We start from the raw sequence: 17,354 nt of genomic DNA, 5'->3' as shown, positions 1-17,354 counted from the left end.
GCGGGTCGGTCGCTTGGAGGGTGAATTCGCCGATCTGTGCGGGGTGAATCTGCCGATCTGTGGGGGATACGGGTACTGGCTGTCACGGGAGTGTGGGAGGGCTGTGCTCGGGTGGGGGTGGATAGTTTTCGCCCGGCGCTGGGAAGCTGCTACTCACCGAGGTGACAAATTCCGGGCTTTGTGGAGCTGACAGACCATCACATCGTGAGTGGTGAAGGGGAGTTACCGGGCGAACCGGGATCCCGTCGCCCTCGTACCACCAAAACACCCCCCGCGGCGGCGAGGACGAACCCGAGCACACCGGCACCTGTCGGCAACGTCTGCCCCACCAGGCGCAGTTGACCGCTCTCCTTCTTCGCCTGCTTCACCTGGTCCTTCTGGGTTGCCGTGGTGAAGGCCAGCTTGTCGGCGTCCAGGAGCAGCGTCGAGTCGTACGTGGAACCCGGGGCGCGCAACGTCCTGCGCGGACCGACCTGGGCGTAGAGCACCCGGCCGGTGCGCTGGTCGACGACCAGCTCGATGCCGTGGTTGGAGTACCACTCCTCGGCCAGCACCTGGGGGCGACCCGGCAGGTCGACGATGCTGCCGGGCACCAGCCGGGTGCCGATCTTCGTCGGGGGGACCGTGCCGGTGAAGCGGTAACCCGTGTAGCCCTGGATCTTCTTGGTGCCCCGGTAGGCCAGGGTGATCGGGGCGCCGAGGGAGTTGTCCCACCAGCGGTAGGCGTGTTTCTGCACGTCGAAGGGGAACTTGAGGTAGGCGTCGCCCTCGAAGTGCGGACTCTCCTGGCAGCAGTGCACCGGCTGGTTGGTCTTCCGGTCGGTGACCCAGCGGTTCGGGAAGAACTCCAGCGCGTCGTACGGGTCGGCCGCGGGCAGCGACTTGTCCGTGTCGACCGTCGTCGTCACGTCCCAGACGGCGCGCCCGCTGTGCTCACTGTCGGCGACATCGCCTCTGACCTGCTGGGTGATGGTGATCCGCTTGTCGTACAGGGTCTGGATCTGCGCGGTGTCGAAATAGGCGCCCGTGCCGGTGTAGACGGCGGTCGTGTCGATGTCGATGGGATTCACGGCGGCCCGCGGTTCCACGTACCACGCGAGCATCGGGGCCAGTACGAGCAGAAACGTGCCGAGGCCGAGCAGGACCAGTGCGAGGGGTGAGGGTTTCCGGCGCATCCGGGCACTCCAGGGGCGTGAGGAGGCTCGACACACGGGTCACCACTGCTGATCACGGCCGGTCACGGCCGGTCACGGGTGATGCGGGTGATACGGGTGGAACGCGGTGATACGGGTGCGTCGACACCAGGAGGGAAAGTGCACGTGCGGTATGGGCCGGGAACCGTACGGGCACCCTTGACGGAGTGTCAATGCATTGTCGAGACTGAGGACGTGCCGGACGGGACCGGCGAAACGGGCTGCGCGGATCACGGGAACGGGTGGGGACGACCTCCGACAGAGAGGCTCACCCTGCGATGTCCAGACTGTTGGCCGCCGTACTCACCGTCGCGGCCGCCGCCGCGCTCGCCGTGGGTGCCGCACTCGGCATCGTCGCGCTGCTCGACGCGACCCCCGACCAGCCGAACACCCCCCTGATCACGTACGAACATGCCGACCAGGAGCACTGACCGTGCCGAGGGGCGCGCCGCAGGCGGACCGGAAAGCGCAGGCCGGCCACGGGACCGTCGCCATGCGCTCGGCCTGGCATGACGTTCCCCCCGCCCAGGTGCGGCAGTTCGCGGCGATCGCCCTGGCCGAGGCGCCGGATCTCGCCGAGGAGATCCTCCGGGAGATCCGCCGCGAGTACCCGAACGTGCCCCTCGTCCTCGACGACTCCGGCGAGCCGATGGCCCTCGTCGGCATCCGCCGGGCCATCGAGGTCTTCGTGCAGCACCTGGAGACGGCGGAGGGCAGGCCTCGCGTCCACCCCGAGGTCTTCCAGGAGTTCGGCCGCGGCGAGGGACTGCACGGTCGCAGCCTCGACTCGCTTCAGGCGATCTACCGGCTGGGCGTACGCCTCGCCTGGCGCCGGTTCGCGGAGATCGGACAGCGGGTCGAGATCCCGCCACCGGCGATGTACGAGCTCGTCGACGCGGGATACGAGTACCTGGACGGTCTGGTGGACCAGTCCGTACGGGGTTACGCCGAGGCCGCGGCCCGGCAGGCGGGGGAGCGCCTGCGCCTCCAGCGCCGACTGATGGAGCTGCTGCTCGCCGAGCACCACCACCGGGGAGACCCCGCCGAGGCGCTCGTCGAGCGGGCCGCGCGGATCGGCTGGCCACTGCCGGACAAGGTCGCCGTCGGGGTGCTGCTGCGGCCGGCGCGGGAGGCCGTGGCGCCCGCCGTCGGGCAGGGGGTGCTGCTCGACATGGAGTACGAGCAGCCGCGGATGGTCGTGCCCGAGCCGGACGCCGCCGGGCGGCCGGAGCTGCTGCACCGGGCGCTGACCGGCTGGTCCGGGGCGATCGGGCCGCCGGTGCCGCTGGCCGACGCGGCGAAGTCGCTGCGCTGGGCGGATGCGGCGGTACGGCTCATGGAGCGGCGGTTGCTGCCCGGCGGGGAGGTGCTCCACTGCACCGAGCACACCGAGGCCCTGGTGCTCCTCCAGCCCGAGGAGCTGATCGACGACCTCGCCCTGCGCTGCCTGGCACCGCTCGCGCACTGCGGGCCGACGCACGGGCGGCGTCTCGCGGAGACGTTGCTGGCGTGGCTGGAGACGCGCGGAGGTGCGCCGGAGGTTGCCGCGCGGCTCGGTGTCCACCCCCAGACCGTCCGCTACCGCCTCCGCCAGATCAGGGAGCTGTGGGGTGACGAGATCGACGACCCGGACCGGCGGTTCGAGCTGGAGCTGGTACTCCGCGCGCAGCGTCTGCGCGGCGAACTCGGCGACCCCCGGCCCCGCCGCTGACCTCCCGTCGCGCGCGGCCGGCTCCGCCTGCGCGCCAGTGCCCCTGTGACCCCCTGCACCTCACCGTTACCCACCCATTGCCCGCGCAAGAGCACTATGAGTAGCCTGTGTTCGTCATGCCGATCGGCTGTTGAAATTTCGAACATAGAGAGGGGGCCGGTTGTGGGACGCCTCGTACCTGCCGTGACCCGAGCTCTCGACATACTCGAGCTCTTCCTCGACGGGGACGGGACGCTCTCCGCCCCCGACATCGTGCGCAAGCTCCAGCTTCCCCGGACGACGGTGCACGAGCTGGTCACCACGCTCGCCGCCCGCTCGTACATCGTGCAGGTTCCCGGCCAGCCGGGACGCTACCGCCTCGGTGTGCGCCCGTACCAGCTCGGGAGCCGGTACGCCGAGCAGCTGGACCTCGCCGCCGAGGGCCAGCAGGTCGCCCGCTCCGTCGCCGAGACCTGCGACGAGACCGTCCACGTGGCGATCCTGGAGGGCACGGACGTCATCTACATCGCGAAGGTCGACTCCACGCACGCCGTGCGCATGGTGTCCGCGGCGGGCCGGCGCCTGCCCGCCCACTGCACCTCCGTCGGCAAGATGCTGCTCGCCTCGCTCCCCGACGTCGAGCTGACATCCCGTATCCCGGACAACGCGGATCTGGTCGCGATGACGCCCAACAGCATCACCGAGCCGGGCGCCCTGCGCGAGGCCCTCGCCGAGATCCGCCGCCGCGGCGTCGCCGTGGAGAGCCGCGAGTCGAACCCGGACGTCAGCTGCGTCGCCGCCCCGGTGCGCGATCGCACGGGCCAGGTCGTCGCCGCGCTCTCCATCTCCGTACCGATGATCCGCTGGAGCGACGAGCGTCGCGTGGAGCTGGAGCAGCTCGCCGCGAAGGGCGCCGCCGAACTGTCCGAGCGGCTCGGCCACCGGAGCGTGGTGGGATGACCGCGACGAGCGGGAAGACCGGGACGACCGGCAACACGGGCAACGCGGCCTTCGACGTCGCGGTGCGCGCCGAGGCGGCCCTCGGCGAGGGCCCGACCTGGGATCCGGACGCACAGCGGCTGATCTGGGTGGACATCCTCGGCTCCCGGGTCCACACGTACGACCCTGTCTCCGGGTGCCGCACGGTCATGGTCACCGAGCAGCACGTGGGCGCCGCCAAGCCCCGCGCGGGCGGTGGCCTGGTCGTCAATCTGCGGGACGGTGTGGCGACGTACGGCGGCGCCGAGGGCTTCCGGTGGCTGCACCGCGACCCCGTCCCCGGCCGCCGCGCGAACGACGCCGCGGTCGCCCCCGACGGCTCGCTGCTCTTCGGCACCATGCGCTACGACGAGGCCCCGGGCGGCGGCACCCTGTCCCGGATCACCGCCGACGGCACGGTCACCGCGGTCCTCGACGACGTCGCCGTCAGCAACGGCACGGGCTGGAGCCCGGACGGCCGGCTGATGTACTACATCGACTCCCCGACCCGCCGCGTCGACGTCTTCGACGTGGGTGACGGTCAACTCCCCCTCAGCAGGCGTCCGTTGGCCGTGATCGAAGAGGGCGCGGGCTGGCCCGACGGGCTCACCGTCGACGCCGAGGGCTGCGTCTGGGTGGCCCTGTGGGACGGCGGAGCGGTCCGCCGCTACACACCGGACGGCGAGCTGGACCGGGTCGTGGAACTCCCCGTCCCCCGCCCCACCGCCTGTGCCTTCGGCGGCGCGGACCTGACCGACCTGTACATCACCACGGCGCGTACGGGCCTGGAGGCGCCGCATCCGCTCTCCGGCTCGGTGCTCGTCGTCCCCGGCGCGGGGAAGGGCCTGCCGCAGCCGCCGTTCGCCGGCTGACGGCCCCCTTCAGATCAAACCCGGGTCCCCCTCAGAGGTCCCCGTCCGGTCGTCGACCGATGGACGGGGACCTTCGATTTTTGTGCAAACCATTGACGAGAAAGCGCTTCCTATCTACGGTCCCGTTCGAAGTTACGAGCGATCACCGAAATTTCGAACAGTGAATCTCGAACAGTGAAGGCAGGGCATGGGACGACCTGACCTGAACCGCAGGAACGTTTTGGCCGCGCTGGGCGGCCTGACCGTCGCCGGCAGCCTAGGCTTCGCCGCGCTCGGCACCGGCGCGGACGCGCTCGCCTCCAGCGCGCGCACCCGGGTCCGCTACTGGAACCTCTTCCAGGGCGGCGACGGCACCAACCAGGTCGCGATGGTGGACGCCTTCCGCAAGGAACATCCGGACATCGCGGTCAAGGACTCCACCCTGACCTGGGGCGGCCCCTACTACACCAAGCTCGCGATGGCAGCGGCCGGCAACCGCGCACCGGACCTCGCCGTCATGCACCAGGGCCGTGTCCCCGGGTTCGCGCCCGGCCGCCTCCTGGACCCCTGGGACATCGACCTCCTGGCCAAGTACGGCGTGCGGGAGGCCGACTTCAACCCCGTGCTGTGGAAGCGCGGCATCGTCGGCGGCAAGCTCTACGCCCTGCCCCTCGACATCCACGTCCAGCTCTGCTTCTACCGCAAGGACGTCTGCAAGAAGGCCGGGCTGCTCGACGCCGACGGCCGGCTGCCGGCCGCCGGTTCCACCGACGAGTGGTTCGCCCTCCTCAAGGCGGCCAAGAAGCAGCTGAAGAACGGGCAGCAGACCCTCGGCCTGCACGCCAACGACCAGAACTTCGCCTGGTGGTTCTTCGTCGCCTTCTACCAGCAGCTCGGCGGCGGCTACTTCAACGACGACCAGACCGACGTCACCTTCGACACCGACAAGGCCACCGAGGTCCTGGAGTTCTTCCGCAAGCACGTGACCGACGGCTACGTCACCGTCGGAGAGGCCGACGGCGAGGCCTTCCTCGCCGGGTCACCGTTCACCTGGGAGGGCAACTGGTCGGTGCCGTACTTCAACGGCGAGAAGCTCGACTTCGGCGCCCAGCCGCTGCCCCCGGTGTTCGGGAAACCGGCCACCCACGCCGAGTCGCACTCCTTCATCCTGCCCCACCAGTCGGGCCGCGGCGGCGCCGCCGACGAGGGTGCCTACCGGCTCGCCGCCTACATGGTCACCCACGCCACCACCTGGGCCATCGGCGGCCATGTGCCCGCCTATCTGCCCACCTTCAAGGACCCCGCCTACCTCAAGCTCAGCCCGCAGAACGAGTACTCCAGGCCCGCCATGGAGCACCCGGCCACCGAACCGCACATCTGGTTCGCCGGTTCCACCGGTGTCCTCGCGCAACGGGTCGGCCCGGTCGTCGCCTCCTCCAACCTCGGCTCCGCGAAGCCGGCCGCGGCGGCCCGCCGTATGAAGTCCGTCCTGGAGCAACTGCTCGCCATGAAGAACCCCATGGACGGCAGGACGGCCGCCCAGGAGCTGAAGGGAGCAGGCGCATGAGCAGCGCCACGAGCACGGTCGCCGCCACCACCCTGCGCCCCCGCGCGACCACCGCCGCAGACTCCGCCCGACTGCGCTGGAGCCGTCGCTTCCAGCACGGCGGCTGGTTCGTCGCCCCGTTCTTCGTCCTGTACGGGCTCTTCGTGCTGCTGCCGGTGGTCCGCGGCCTCTACCTCAGCTTCACCGACGCCAACATCTCCGGCGACCACACCAACTTCGTCGGCCTCGCCAACTACCGCGAAGCCCTCAAGGACGACCTGGTGTGGAACTCGCTGTGGCACAGTGCCCAGTTCACCCTGTACGTCGTCCCGTGCATCGTCGTCGTGGCCCTGCTGATGGCGCTGATCGCCCACCACACCGTGCACTTCAAGTGGCTGTGGCGGCTGTGCTTCTTCGCACCGTTCCTGCTGCCCTCCGCCGTCATCGGCAACCTGTGGTGGTGGCTGTTCCAGCCCACCAACGGCATGGTCAACCACGTCCTCGGCCTCACCACACCCTGGCTCACCCAGAAGTCCACGGCCCTGCTCGCCGTCGTCGTCGCGACCCTGTGGTGGACGGTCGGGTTCTCCTTCCTCCTCTTCCTCGCCGCCCTGCAGAACATCCCCCAACACCTCTACGAGGCGGCCGAGCTGGACGGCGCGAACGCCTTCCAGCGCATGCTCCACATCACCGTGCCGAACCTGCGCAACATCACCGGCCTCGTCATCGCGCTGCAGATCCTGGCCTCGCTCCAGGTCTTCGACCAGGCGGTGGTCATGTACCAGTTCGGCCCGGGGCCGGAGGAATCGACCCGCACCTTCGTCCAGTACACCCTCGAACAGGGCTTCACCAGCTACCGCGTGGGCTACGCCTCCGCGATCTCCTTCGTCCTGTTCCTCATCATCGCCGCCGTCGCCCTCGGGCGGATGTGGCTGCTCCGCAGCCGAGAGGAGGGCATCTCCCGATGACCACGCCGTCTCCCACCCTCCGTAAACCCCGCAGCACCTGGACGCCCGCGCAGATCGCCCTGACGGCCGTCGCCCTCGCTCTGTCCGTGATCTGGATGGCGCCGCTGGCGTGGGCCCTGTCCACCTCGCTCAAGACCCCGGCCGAATCGGTGGCCTCGCCGCACTGGATCCCCAAGGACTTCACCCTCGACTCCTGGCGCAAGGTCTTCGAGGCCGGCAACATCCCCAACTGGTTCGTGAACTCGCTGGTCGTGTCGGTCTGCGTCACCTTCATCGTGCTGCTGGTCGCCTCTCTCGCCGGATACGGCTTCGCCCGCACCGAGTTCCGCGGCAAGTCCGTCCTGATGGCCGTGACGATGGCGGGCCTGATGTTCTCCCCGGCGATCCTCGGGGTCCCGCTCTTCACCACCGTGCAGTCGCTCGGCATGGTCGACACCTACTGGGGCATGATCCTGCCGCAGTGCGCCCCCGCCGCGATGGTCTACATCCTGTACAAGTTCTTCCAGTCGCTGCCCCGCGAGCTGGAGGAGGCGGCGTTCATCGACGGCGCGGGCCGCTGGCGGATCTTCTTCACCCTCGTCCTGCCGCTCTCGAAGCCCTCGCTGTCGGCCGTCGGGATCTTCACCTTCATCGCCTCGTGGAACAACTTCCTGTGGCCCTACATGGTGACCAACAACCCCGACCTGATGACCATGCCGAACGGCATCGCCACCGTGCAGAACGCCTTCGGCATCGTCTGGCCACAGCTCATGGCGGGCGGCCTGATCGCGGGACTCCCGCTGATCGTCGTGTTCGTCTTCTTCCAGAGCCAGATCGTGCGGGGCGTGGCCCACACGGGTCTGGCCGGCCAGTAACAGCCCTGAGGAGAGTGTGAGTTGAAGCGCTTCAGGCTCGCCGCGCTGCTCGCCGCGGCCACCATCGCCCTGCTCCCGTCCACCGCGTCGGCCGACGTCACCTACCCCGACCCCCTCCCGCTCACCGGCCAGCAGATCATCCACGACCCCACGGTCACCCACCTCAGGAACGGCCGCTACGTCGCCTACTCCACCGGCGGAGTCATCGGCGCCCGCCTCTCCACCGACCTCCACCACTGGGACGACGCGGGCAACGCCTTCACCACGCCCCCGGCCTGGTGGTACGACTACAACTCCACCGCCGATCCCTGGGCCCCCGACCTCTCCTACCGGGACGGCCGGTACTGGCTCTACTACGCCGTCTCCTCCTGGGGCACCAACCACTCGGCGATAGGCGTGGCCACGTCGAAGACGGGCATGCCCGGCACCTGGACCGACCACGGACCCGCGTTCACCTCGGGGACCACCGACGCCTGGAACGCCATCGACCCGGCGGTGGTCCGGGCCGACGGCAAACTGTGGATGGCGTTCGGCTCGTACTGGACGGGCGTCCGCATGGTCGAACTGGACCCGAGCACCGGCAAGGCACTGCCCGAAGCCACGGTCCACCACCTGGCCACCCGCCCGGACGCCCCGTACGCGGTCGAGGGCCCGTACATCGTTGAACACGGCCGCTACTACTACCTCTTCGCCTCCTACGACGCGTGCTGCGCGGGCGTGAACTCGACGTACAAGATCCGGGTCGGCAGATCGGCATCGGTGACGGGCCTCTACGTGGACAGCACGGGCAAGCCGCTGCTGGAGGGCGGCGGCGACCTGTTCCTGGCCGGGCACGGCAGGTACATCGGCACCGGAGGCGAGTCGGTCTTCCACGACCGAGGCCAGGACTGGCTGGCGTACCACTACTACGACGCGGACGACAACGGCACGCCCAAGCTGGGGCTGAACAGGCTGAACTGGAACGCAAACGGCTGGCCAAGCTTGCTTTAGGGGCGCGGGGCCGTACCAATATGCGGCTCCGCCGCGTGGGCGCGACCAGCCCTCCCCGAACCCGCAGACAAAACCGAACCCCCGGAAGGAAAACATGCGTACCGCCCGCTTCGCCCTCGACCCCGCCTTCACCATCGGCGAGGTCAACCCCCGTCTCTTCGGCTCCTTCGTCGAACACCTCGGCCGCTGCGTCTACACCGGCATCTACGAACCCGACCACCCCACCGCAGACGCCGAAGGCCTCCGCACCGACGTACTGGAACTGGTCCGCGAACTGGGCGTCACCACCATCCGCTACCCCGGCGGCAACTTCGTCTCCGGCTACAACTGGGAGGACGGGGTGGGCCCCGCGGAGGAACGGCCCCGCCGCCTCGACCTCGCCTGGCGCTCCACCGAGACCAACCGCTTCGGGCTGTCCGAGTACATCGCGTTCCTGAGGAAGATCGGTCCCCAGGCCGAGCCGATGATGGCGATCAACCTCGGCACGCGCGGGGTCGCCGAGGCCCTGGAGCTCCAGGAGTACGCCAACCACCCGGGCGGGACGGCCCGTTCGGACCTGCGGGTGGCGCACGGCGACAAGGAGCCGTTCGGCATCGGCCTGTGGTGTCTGGGCAACGAGATGGACGGGCCCTGGCAGACCGGCCACAAGACGGCGGAGGAGTACGGCCGTCTCGCCGCCGAGACCGCCCGCGCGATGCGCCAGATCGAGCCGGACCTCGAACTCGTCGCGTGTGGATCGTCGGGACAGAGCATGGACACGTTCGCCGCGTGGGAGGCGACCGTGCTGGCGGAGACGTACGACCTCGTCGACCACATCTCCCTGCACGCCTACTACGAGGAGACCGACGGCGACCGCGACTCCTTCCTCGCCTCCGCCGTCGACACCGAGTCCTTCATCGAGAACGTGGTGGCGACCTGCGACCACGTGGGCGCCCGGCTGAAGTCCAAGAAGAAGATCAACCTCTCCTTCGACGAGTGGAACGTCTGGTACCAGAGCCGGCCGAACCCGCATCCGGTCGAGGACTGGCAGGAGGCCCCGCGCATCCTGGAGGACGTCTACACCGTCACGGACGCGGTCGTCTTCGGCTCCCTGCTGATCGCGCTGCTGCGGCACGCGGACCGGGTGACCGTCGCCTGTCTCGCCCAGCTCGTCAACGTCATCGCGCCGATCATGACGGAGCCGGGCGGCGCGGCCTGGCGGCAGACGACGTTCTTCCCGTTCGCGCAGGCGGCGAAGTACGGGCGCGGGGAGGTCCTCGACGTCCGCCCGGTGTCGCCGACGCACGAGACGAAGAAGTACGGCGAGGTCGACCTGCTGCACGCCACCGCCGTGCGCGCCGAGGACGGCTCGGTCACCGTCTTCGCGGTCAACCGCAGCCAGACCGAGCCGCTGCCGCTCGAAGTCGCCCTGAACCGGCTGGGGTTGACGACGGTCGTCGAGCACAGCGCGATCGCCGACGCGGACCCCGACGCCCGCAACACCCTCCAGGACCAGGAACGGGTCACCCCGCACCCCGTCGAGGGCACCACCCTCCAGGACGACGGCAGCCTGACCGCCGTCCTGGAGCCGCTGTCCTGGAACGTGATCCGGCTCAGCTAGCGCGCGCGTGCGCGCGGCCGGGGGAGTCCACCGGTGTCACCGGTACCCCTCCGGCCGCGCTGCCCATCAGCGTCAGCTTCACCTCGCCCGGACCGGCCGGGGTGGTGCCGTCGGACAGTACGGCGAGGGCCAGGGTGTTGGCGCCCCGGGTGCGCAGGACACCGTTGGGCAGGACGAAGGTGTGCTGGGGGCCGACGTCGTTGATGTACTGGCCCATGTTCCAGCCGTTCAGGAAGATCTGGACGCGGTAGGCGCGGGTCGGGTCGTCGGTGAGGGTGAGCCCGATCGAGGCGTCCACGCCCGGGCTGATGGCGAGCCGGAACCCGGTGCGGTACCAGGCGACACCCTGCCCGCGCGCCGCCCGCGGGAGGTCCACGGCCTTCCAGCCGCTGTCGGCGAACCCCGGCAGATGCCAGCCCTGTCGTTCCCCGTACAGGCCGCCGTGGTTGAGCGGTCCCCGCACCGGGTCGGGCGCCGTCTGGCCCTGGATCCGCCAGGTGACGGCCGGGCTCGCCCCCGCGAACGTCACCGCGGTGAGGCCCCGCGCGGCCTTGTGCGTGTCCTTCGCCGCGCCGTCCTCGTCGTGCTGCATCCGGCGGACGAGGACGGAGAGGACATGCGGTCCGCTCGCGTACCGCACGGGGAAGGTGGCCGTGGCGGACCAAGTTCCCTTCCGCACCGTCGACTTGTCCGGCACCGGCATCCGGTGCGTGCCCAGCGGCTTCCCGTCCAGCCACGCCATCAGCAGCCCCTGTGTGCCCGTGACGTACGAGAGGGACACCGACTCGGTGGCGCCCGCGGCCCCCGCTTCCTCGAAGCGCCCCCGGTACCAGACGTCTCCGTAGTGGAAGCCGTAGTCGTCGGCGAAGAGGACGGGCTGCCCGGCCGGTACGGGGGTGGTGCTGTACGAGGAGGTCCTGTCCGCGACCTTCCAGGCGGAGTCGTCGAACTCGGCGTCCGACTCCGGGTTCTCGCTGTGGAAGCGCCAGTTGCCCAAGGCGGGCAGGTGGACGGCCGCGACCCCCGGCAACCGCCGCTCGGCCCGCAGACTCCCGGAGGTGGTCGCCCTGGCCTTCAACGTGCCCTGGTTCCACACCACGTCACTCATCCCGCGCGGCCCCCACACCTCCAGGTCGGCCGCCTCGACCGTGTCCCCGGTGAGATGGACGGTCGTGTCGCGCAGGGCGGCGGTGCGCAGGAGCGCCGGGCCGTATGCGAGCACGGGCCCCGACGGGGTGTCGTGGCGCCACAGCCGTACGGACGTCTCGTCGTCGGCGAGCAGCAGGAGGAGGGGGGCCTCCGTGCCGCCGCCCTCCACCAACACCCTGGTCAGACCGCCGAGTTCGGCGTCGACGCGCAGCGCGCCGGACGTGTACGCGTGGTCGGCCTCTCCCTCCAGCACGGTGACCGTGGGCTCGCTCGCGCACTCGACGGCCGTCCGTGTCGGCTCCCCCTTGCGCCCCGTGAACACGGCGATGTCCTGCCGTCCGGCGGTGAGCCACATCATCGGCTGGGCGCTGGAGTACCTCAGCGTCCGCCGCCCGAGCGGGAGACCGGTGGCGAGCAGCCGGGCGTCGAGGCCGGGGACCGGTACCGGAACGCTCACCCCGGCGAGGGGGACGGCGGCGAGGACGTCGTCGGTCCGGTCGTTGCGCAGGATGTGGAAGTGCGCCTTGGTGTCCGGGTTGACCAGGTGGTACGCCGTGATCCCGGCGTCCGCCCCCGACGCGCCGCCACTCGCGCCGACCTGGACGTCGGGTGCCCGGTCCAGCTTGGCGAGGTCGGGCACGCAGTGCAGGAGCTGCCCGAGCTGGTGCATGGGGACCAGCTTCGGGGTGGGCCTGCGGGCCTCGTCGAGGGCCGCGCCGTAGTCGTACGAGGTGTAGACGACCGGCGCGGGCAGCCAGCCCCAGGAGGTCCCCCCGAACGTCATGTAGACGTTGTGGATCTTGATGCCGTTGGCGAGGTTGGTGAGGTAGAAACGCCGCTCGTACGCCGCGTCACGCGTTCGCGCCGACTCCGCGTACCCCTTGCCGCCGAACTCCACCCCGCCCCACGGGTCGAACCAGCCGCCGCCGAACTCGGCCAGCAGCCCTGGGGTCTCGGGACTCGCCGTCGAGCCGCCCTTCGTACCGCCGATGCCGTAGTAGCCCCAGTCGGGCGGCGGCGCGAAGGGCGAGGGGTAGCCGTCGAAGCCGTACAGATAGCGGCCGCTCTCGCCGCCCGTGTCGAACGTTCCCGGCGCCCAGTGCCCGTTGCGCCCCTTGTCGTTGTGGAAGAGCGGCACGTCGATGCCGTCGGCGCGGACCTTGGTGTAGAGGTGGGCCATGTAGTCGAGCCCGCGGGGGCTGGTGACGTTGTTCGCGTACTCGTTCTCCAGCTGGTAGAGGACGATCGTGCCGCCGCCGTGGGTGTAGAGGTGCCGGGCCGCGATCCGGTTCACGGCGGTCAGCCACTCGTCGACGTACGACAGATAGGTCGGGTCGGAGGTGCGGGCGGTGCCCCGGGTGGCGGTCAGCCAGCCGGGGAAGCCGCCCGCGTCGACCTCGGCGTTGATGTACGGGCCGGGCCGCAGGATCACGTACAGGCCGGTCTCGGCGGCCGTGCGCAGGAACAGGTCGAGGTCGCGCACGCCGGTGAAGTCGTACTGTCCGGGCGCGGGGGAGTGGTAGTTCCAGGAGACGTAGACGCTGATGGTGTTGTAGCCGTGGGCGCGCAGCTTCTCCAGGACGTCCCGCCAGAGGGAGGGGCTCGGCAGCCGGAAGGGGTGGACCTCACCGGACCACAGGACGACCCGCCTGCCGTCGACCAGCATCGAGTACTTGTCGAAGCCCACGGTGTGGCGGGTGCCGTCCGCGCCGGGCGGCTTTGGTGCCGGGCCGGTGGGGGCGCTCGCGCGGGCGAAGGCGCCGTCGCTCCCGCTGAGCGTGAGGCCGAGCGCGGTGGTGCCGGCGAGTGCGCTGAAGGTACGTCTGCTCAACACCATGCGGGGCCTCTCGTGGACAGGTGCGCGGGGGTGCGGCCATTGTCCACAGCGGTGCGTCTCCCCATGGCCGTATGAGGGGCTCGGCGCGGGTGGATTACGCGGTACGGCCGGTACGGGGGTCGCGCCGGCGGAGATCGCCCGGTCGGCACGCGGGCGCTGCCGGCCGGCGGCCGGATGGAGCCGCGCAAGGTGATCGGCTCCATCGACACGGGCGGGGCGGGTGGGTCAGGAGGGCTTGGCCGCCGTGAGGGCGGTGACCGTCACCTTGTCGTCGCACTCGGCGATGACACCGTCCGTCAGCGCGATCTGGTGCGCCCCGGCACTGGGGACACCCACCACCAGCGTCGGATAGCTCGCGGGCGTGGCTCCGGACTTGCAGTAGCCGTCGGCCTCACCCTGGACCTGCACGAACGTCAGCTTCGTAAACGCCTTCCCGCCCGGCGCGACCTTCACCGTGGACGCGCCCCCGGTCGTGGTCACCTTGAGCGGACGGTTCTTCTCGGGGGAACCGTTGCCCGCCCCCGCCACGGTCGGATACCCCTGGACCGTGCACGCCTTGCCGGACACGTTGGTGAACTCGACGATCGCCGCGCCGGTCCCGGTACCGTCCGGCCGCACCGCGGCCTGGTACATGGACGCCTTGAGATCCGACAGGCCGCAGGCCTTCGCACCGGTGGACGGCGCAGTGGTGTGTGTCGGGGAGCCGGACGTGACGGACGTGACGGGGGTGGACGGGGTGGAGGGGGAAGTGGAGCTGGAGGTGGAAGTGGAAGTGGATGCCGCCGGCTTGACCGGAGCACCCGACGGCGAAGAGCCCGCCCCCGCCGGGCTCCCGCCCGGCTGACACGCGGTCATGAGCAGGGTGGCCGCCGAAGCGGTCACCATGGCCGTCGCGACTCTGCGGATACCGATGCCGTACATGAAGTCCCCCGAAGTGGTTCAGGCGCCGGTCTCTCACCGACACTCGTCGCTTCAGAGCGCGTCATCGGCTTCCGGGGTTCACCTGCCGGGCTGTCTGTGACACGACGGTGACACAACAGGTCCCACTGCGCAGTTCGGGACAGCCCGATCGACTCGCCGATTCAGGGCCTGTGCGGCGGTGAATGGGGGGCCGCCCACAGGAGGTCGCGGGTCAGTTCGAGGACGCTCGGTGTGCCGGTCAGGCTCATCGCCTCGACGAGTTCGTCGGTGAGGTCGTCGATCAGGCGGGTCACACCGGCGGCGCCGCGGACGGTCAGTGCCCACAGGACGGGCCGGCCGATGAACACGGCACGGGCGCCGAGGGCGAGGGCGGCGAGGATGTGGGTGCCGCGGCGCAGCCCGCCGTCGGCGTAGACCTCGGCTCCCGTGCCCGCCACCGCGTCGACGACCTCCGGCAGGGCCCAGGCGGTGGGCACCAGCCCGTCCAGCTGCCGCCCGCCGTGGTTCGAGACGATGAGGCCGGACGCTCCCGCGGCCACCAGTTCCCGCGCGTCGTCGCCGCGCAGCACGCCCTTGACGACGATGGGGAGGCCGCGGGCCCGTTCACGCAGCCAGCCGATGACGTCGAGGGTCAGATCGGGTGCGCGCTCGGCCGCCTCGGGCGAGGGAATCCCGGTGACGTTGCCGTACAGGTCCTCCGGTCCGATGAAATCGTCGACCTGCGTTCCACGTTTGCCCCGTGCCCCGTTGACCGGCGTGTCAGCGGTCAGTACGACCGCCCGCGCCCCGGCGGCGAGGGCCCGCTCCAGCGCCTCGATGGTCAGTACGGGGTCCCGGGCCACGTACACCTGCACCCACCACGGGGCCCCGCTCGGCACCAGGTCCGCGAACGGCACCGCGGTGTTCGAGGTCACCGCCAGCAGCGATCCCGCCGCCGCGACGCCCCGCGCGGTGGCGCCCTCCCCGTCCGGGTGGGCCTTGCGCTGCAGGGTGCTGGGTGCGACGAGTACGGGGGTACGAACGGGCGTGCCCAGTACGGTCGTAGAGGCGTCGCACGTCGAGACGTCCCGCAACAGCCGTGCCCGGAAGCGGAACTGGTCCCAGGCCGAGGTCGCCTCCGCGACGCTCATGCCGCGACCGGCGCCGCGCCGGAAGTACGCGTAGACGTCCTCCGGCAGCACCTCGGCGGCGCGCTCCTGAAGACCGTCGATCCAGCGACCGATGTCTGTCACCTGACATCCCTTCGTCGTACGGTACGACGAAGCAAGGGTGCCCCAGGCACCCGCCTCGGCGGTCTAATTCGCTCGACACCGAGGAGCGGGACCGTGATGCTGCACCCCTATGACGCGAACCGATACGCCCCCCGCGTGGGACGAGCGCACCCAGCTGACCACCTTCCTCGACTACGTCCGTGCCACCGCCCGCGCCAAGTGCGAGGGAGTCTCACCGGAGGGCGCGCGGCAGGCCCCGCTCCCCGGATCCCCGCTGATGACGCTGTGCGGGCTGATCAGCCACCTGCGCTGGGTCGAGCACTACTGGATCCAGGTGGTGTTCCTCGGCGAGGAGGACTCGGGGCCGATCGCGGCCGCGACCGACGACGATCCCGATCCGGAGATGCGGATCGCCGTCGACGTGCCGTTGCCCCGACTCCTCGACGAGTACGAGGAGCAGAGCGCCCGCTACCGTCTCCTGGTCGCCGAGCACGACCTGAACACCACGGCCAAGCGTCCGATCCGCGACGGCCGGCACGTCGACCTGCGCTGGATCCTCCTCCACCTGATCGAGGAGACCGCCCGGCACAACGGGCACGTGGACATCGTCCGGGAACTGGTCGACGGCGTGACGGGGTTCTGAACTCATGGCCGAAGCAAGCGGGTTGAACCCCACCCTTCGCACCCTCACCTTCGACTGCACCGGTGATCCGTACGATCTCGCCTTGTTCTGGGGCGAGTTGCTCGGCCGTCCGCTGGACGACGACGACAAGCCGGGCGACCCGGAGGCGGTCCTGCGCGACCCGTCCGGCGGCCCGACGCTGCTCTTCGTGCGCGTCCCCGAGGGCAAGTCGGCCAAGAACCGCATCCACTTCGACCTCCAGCCGCAGGGCCGCACCCGCGCCCAGGAGGTCGCCCGCGCCCTCTCCCTCGGCGCCCGGCAGATCGCCGACCACACCCGCCCCGACGGCGGCGGCTGGGTCACCCTCGCCGACCCCGAGGGCAACGAATTCTGCGTGGAGCGCGGGAAGTCGGGCTGAGCGCGCGCCGGCGCTACGCGCGCGTCACCCCGTTCAACGGCACCCGTCGCGCCTCCACCGTCCGCCGCGCGATGCGCCAACCCCCGTCACGCCGCACCACCACGTCCTCGTACGACACCGATCCGCACCGGCCGTCCGCCATCACCCCCAGTCCTTTGGACCGCACCCGCGCGCGGCCGTCTCCGAGGTCGTCGGTGATGACGATGTTGGTGACGTGATGGGCGACGGCGTTCCCGGCGCCGAGGGCGAGTGCCGCGTCCCGGATCGCCTCGATCCCGGCCAACTCGCCCTGTCCGAAGGCGGACACGTCGTAGACGACGTCCTCGGTGAACAGTTCCGTCAGTTCGTCGAGGCGTCCGTCGTCGAAGAGGTGGCCGTGCAGGGAGACCAACTCGGCGATGGCCAGGCGGTCTTCGGTGGCGAGAGTCATGGCGGGGCCTTCCGTGTGCGTACGGTCGCGTGCGGCATGGGGATGTGACAGGCGTCACACTTCTGGGTTCGAACTTTCGCGCTTGCCGTGCATCTG

The 17,354-nt window shown here is 70.4% G+C and carries 17 protein-coding genes; 12 read left to right on the top strand and 5 right to left on the bottom strand.

The genetic code is table 11. The annotated features are described in order from the left end of the window. Positions 1 to 197 precede the first annotated feature (197 nt). Positions 198 to 1,175 carry a porin PorA family protein gene (locus ACFZDJ_RS04200; protein WP_390927627.1) on the bottom strand — a complete coding sequence of 326 codons (978 nt, stop codon included), beginning with the start codon at positions 1,173 to 1,175 and terminating at the stop codon, positions 198 to 200. A 296-nt stretch (positions 1,176 to 1,471) separates the two neighbouring features. On the opposite strand from ACFZDJ_RS04200, the gene ACFZDJ_RS04195 reads away from it, so the two are divergent. The 9 genes from ACFZDJ_RS04195 to ACFZDJ_RS04155 all read left to right on the top strand — a co-directional run bounded on the left by ACFZDJ_RS04195 (position 1,472) and on the right by ACFZDJ_RS04155 (position 10,670). Then, a complete protein-coding gene (locus ACFZDJ_RS04195) occupies positions 1,472 to 1,624 on the top strand; it encodes a hypothetical protein (protein ID WP_167552120.1) in 153 nt (50 codons plus the stop codon). 62 nt (positions 1,625 to 1,686) lie between these two features. Continuing rightward, on the top strand, positions 1,687 to 2,904 hold the full coding sequence (locus ACFZDJ_RS04190; RefSeq protein ID WP_390928668.1) for a helix-turn-helix domain-containing protein: 1,218 nt from the start codon (positions 1,687 to 1,689) through the stop codon (positions 2,902 to 2,904). Between the two features lie 162 nt (positions 2,905 to 3,066). Then, a complete protein-coding gene (locus ACFZDJ_RS04185; RefSeq protein ID WP_168491181.1) occupies positions 3,067 to 3,843 on the top strand; it encodes an IclR family transcriptional regulator in 777 nt (258 codons plus the stop codon). After that, positions 3,840 to 4,733 carry an SMP-30/gluconolactonase/LRE family protein gene (locus ACFZDJ_RS04180; RefSeq protein ID WP_391055968.1) on the top strand — a complete coding sequence of 298 codons (894 nt, stop codon included), beginning with the start codon at positions 3,840 to 3,842 and terminating at the stop codon, positions 4,731 to 4,733. The genes ACFZDJ_RS04185 and ACFZDJ_RS04180 overlap by 4 nt, the downstream gene beginning before the upstream one ends. A 187-nt stretch (positions 4,734 to 4,920) precedes the next feature. Further along, on the top strand, positions 4,921 to 6,279 hold the full coding sequence (locus ACFZDJ_RS04175; RefSeq protein WP_391055965.1) for an extracellular solute-binding protein: 1,359 nt from the start codon (positions 4,921 to 4,923) through the stop codon (positions 6,277 to 6,279). Continuing rightward, positions 6,276 to 7,226 carry an ABC transporter permease subunit gene (locus ACFZDJ_RS04170; RefSeq protein WP_390927633.1) on the top strand — a complete coding sequence of 317 codons (951 nt, stop codon included), beginning with the start codon at positions 6,276 to 6,278 and terminating at the stop codon, positions 7,224 to 7,226. Before ACFZDJ_RS04175 ends, ACFZDJ_RS04170 begins: the two co-directional genes overlap by 4 nt. Next, positions 7,223 to 8,080 carry an ABC transporter permease subunit gene (locus tag ACFZDJ_RS04165; RefSeq protein WP_391055962.1) on the top strand — a complete coding sequence of 286 codons (858 nt, stop codon included), beginning with the start codon at positions 7,223 to 7,225 and terminating at the stop codon, positions 8,078 to 8,080. The genes ACFZDJ_RS04170 and ACFZDJ_RS04165 overlap by 4 nt, the downstream gene beginning before the upstream one ends. A 21-nt stretch (positions 8,081 to 8,101) precedes the next feature. Beyond that, the gene (locus tag ACFZDJ_RS04160; protein ID WP_391055959.1) at positions 8,102 to 9,070 is read left to right on the top strand and encodes a family 43 glycosylhydrolase; all 969 of its coding nucleotides are present in this window, start codon (positions 8,102 to 8,104) and stop codon (positions 9,068 to 9,070) included. 94 nt (positions 9,071 to 9,164) lie between these two features. Then, positions 9,165 to 10,670 carry an alpha-L-arabinofuranosidase C-terminal domain-containing protein gene (locus ACFZDJ_RS04155; RefSeq protein ID WP_390927639.1) on the top strand — a complete coding sequence of 502 codons (1,506 nt, stop codon included), beginning with the start codon at positions 9,165 to 9,167 and terminating at the stop codon, positions 10,668 to 10,670. Here ACFZDJ_RS04155 and ACFZDJ_RS04150 read toward each other — a convergent pair. Beyond that, positions 10,663 to 13,656 carry a beta-galactosidase gene (locus tag ACFZDJ_RS04150; protein WP_391055956.1) on the bottom strand — a complete coding sequence of 998 codons (2,994 nt, stop codon included), beginning with the start codon at positions 13,654 to 13,656 and terminating at the stop codon, positions 10,663 to 10,665. The two genes, ACFZDJ_RS04155 and ACFZDJ_RS04150, sit on opposite strands and share 8 nt — an antisense overlap. Positions 13,657 to 13,881: 225 nt before the next feature. Then, positions 13,882 to 14,310, bottom strand: coding sequence for a DUF4232 domain-containing protein (locus ACFZDJ_RS04145; protein WP_390928670.1), 429 nt, complete (start codon positions 14,308 to 14,310; stop codon positions 13,882 to 13,884). 55 nt (positions 14,311 to 14,365) lie between these two features. Here ACFZDJ_RS04145 and ACFZDJ_RS04140 point away from each other — a divergent pair, with 55 nt between their 5' ends. Then, a complete protein-coding gene (locus ACFZDJ_RS04140) occupies positions 14,366 to 14,500 on the top strand; it encodes a hypothetical protein (RefSeq protein WP_391056916.1) in 135 nt (44 codons plus the stop codon). A 238-nt stretch (positions 14,501 to 14,738) separates the two neighbouring features. Here ACFZDJ_RS04140 and ACFZDJ_RS04135 read toward each other — a convergent pair whose 3' ends face one another. Further along, complete coding sequence (locus ACFZDJ_RS04135) at positions 14,739 to 15,809, bottom strand: alpha-hydroxy-acid oxidizing protein (protein WP_391055953.1); 1,071 nt, start codon at positions 15,807 to 15,809, stop codon at positions 14,739 to 14,741. Positions 15,810 to 15,918: 109 nt separating this feature from the next. Here ACFZDJ_RS04135 and ACFZDJ_RS04130 point away from each other — a divergent pair, with 109 nt between their 5' ends. Together ACFZDJ_RS04130 and ACFZDJ_RS04125 are read left to right on the top strand one after the other, a co-directional pair. Beyond that, complete coding sequence (locus tag ACFZDJ_RS04130) at positions 15,919 to 16,431, top strand: DUF664 domain-containing protein (protein WP_391055951.1); 513 nt, start codon at positions 15,919 to 15,921, stop codon at positions 16,429 to 16,431. 4 nt (positions 16,432 to 16,435) lie between these two features. Further along, entirely contained in the window at positions 16,436 to 16,828 is a 393-nt protein-coding gene (locus ACFZDJ_RS04125) for a VOC family protein (RefSeq protein ID WP_391055948.1), read from the top strand. Positions 16,829 to 16,841: 13 nt separating this feature from the next. On the opposite strand, the gene ACFZDJ_RS04120 is transcribed toward ACFZDJ_RS04125, so the two are convergent. Next, the gene (locus ACFZDJ_RS04120; RefSeq protein ID WP_391055946.1) at positions 16,842 to 17,258 is read right to left on the bottom strand and encodes a nuclear transport factor 2 family protein; all 417 of its coding nucleotides are present in this window, start codon (positions 17,256 to 17,258) and stop codon (positions 16,842 to 16,844) included. Positions 17,259 to 17,354: the final 96 nt, after the last annotated feature.

The sequence above is a fragment of the Streptomyces sp. NPDC007896 genome (assembly GCF_042959425.1).
In the GTDB taxonomy this organism is placed as follows: Bacteria; Actinomycetota; Actinomycetes; order Streptomycetales; family Streptomycetaceae; genus Streptomyces.
Note: the sequence above shows the minus strand (reverse complement) of the source record. Positions and strands in the feature narration are given on the sequence as shown.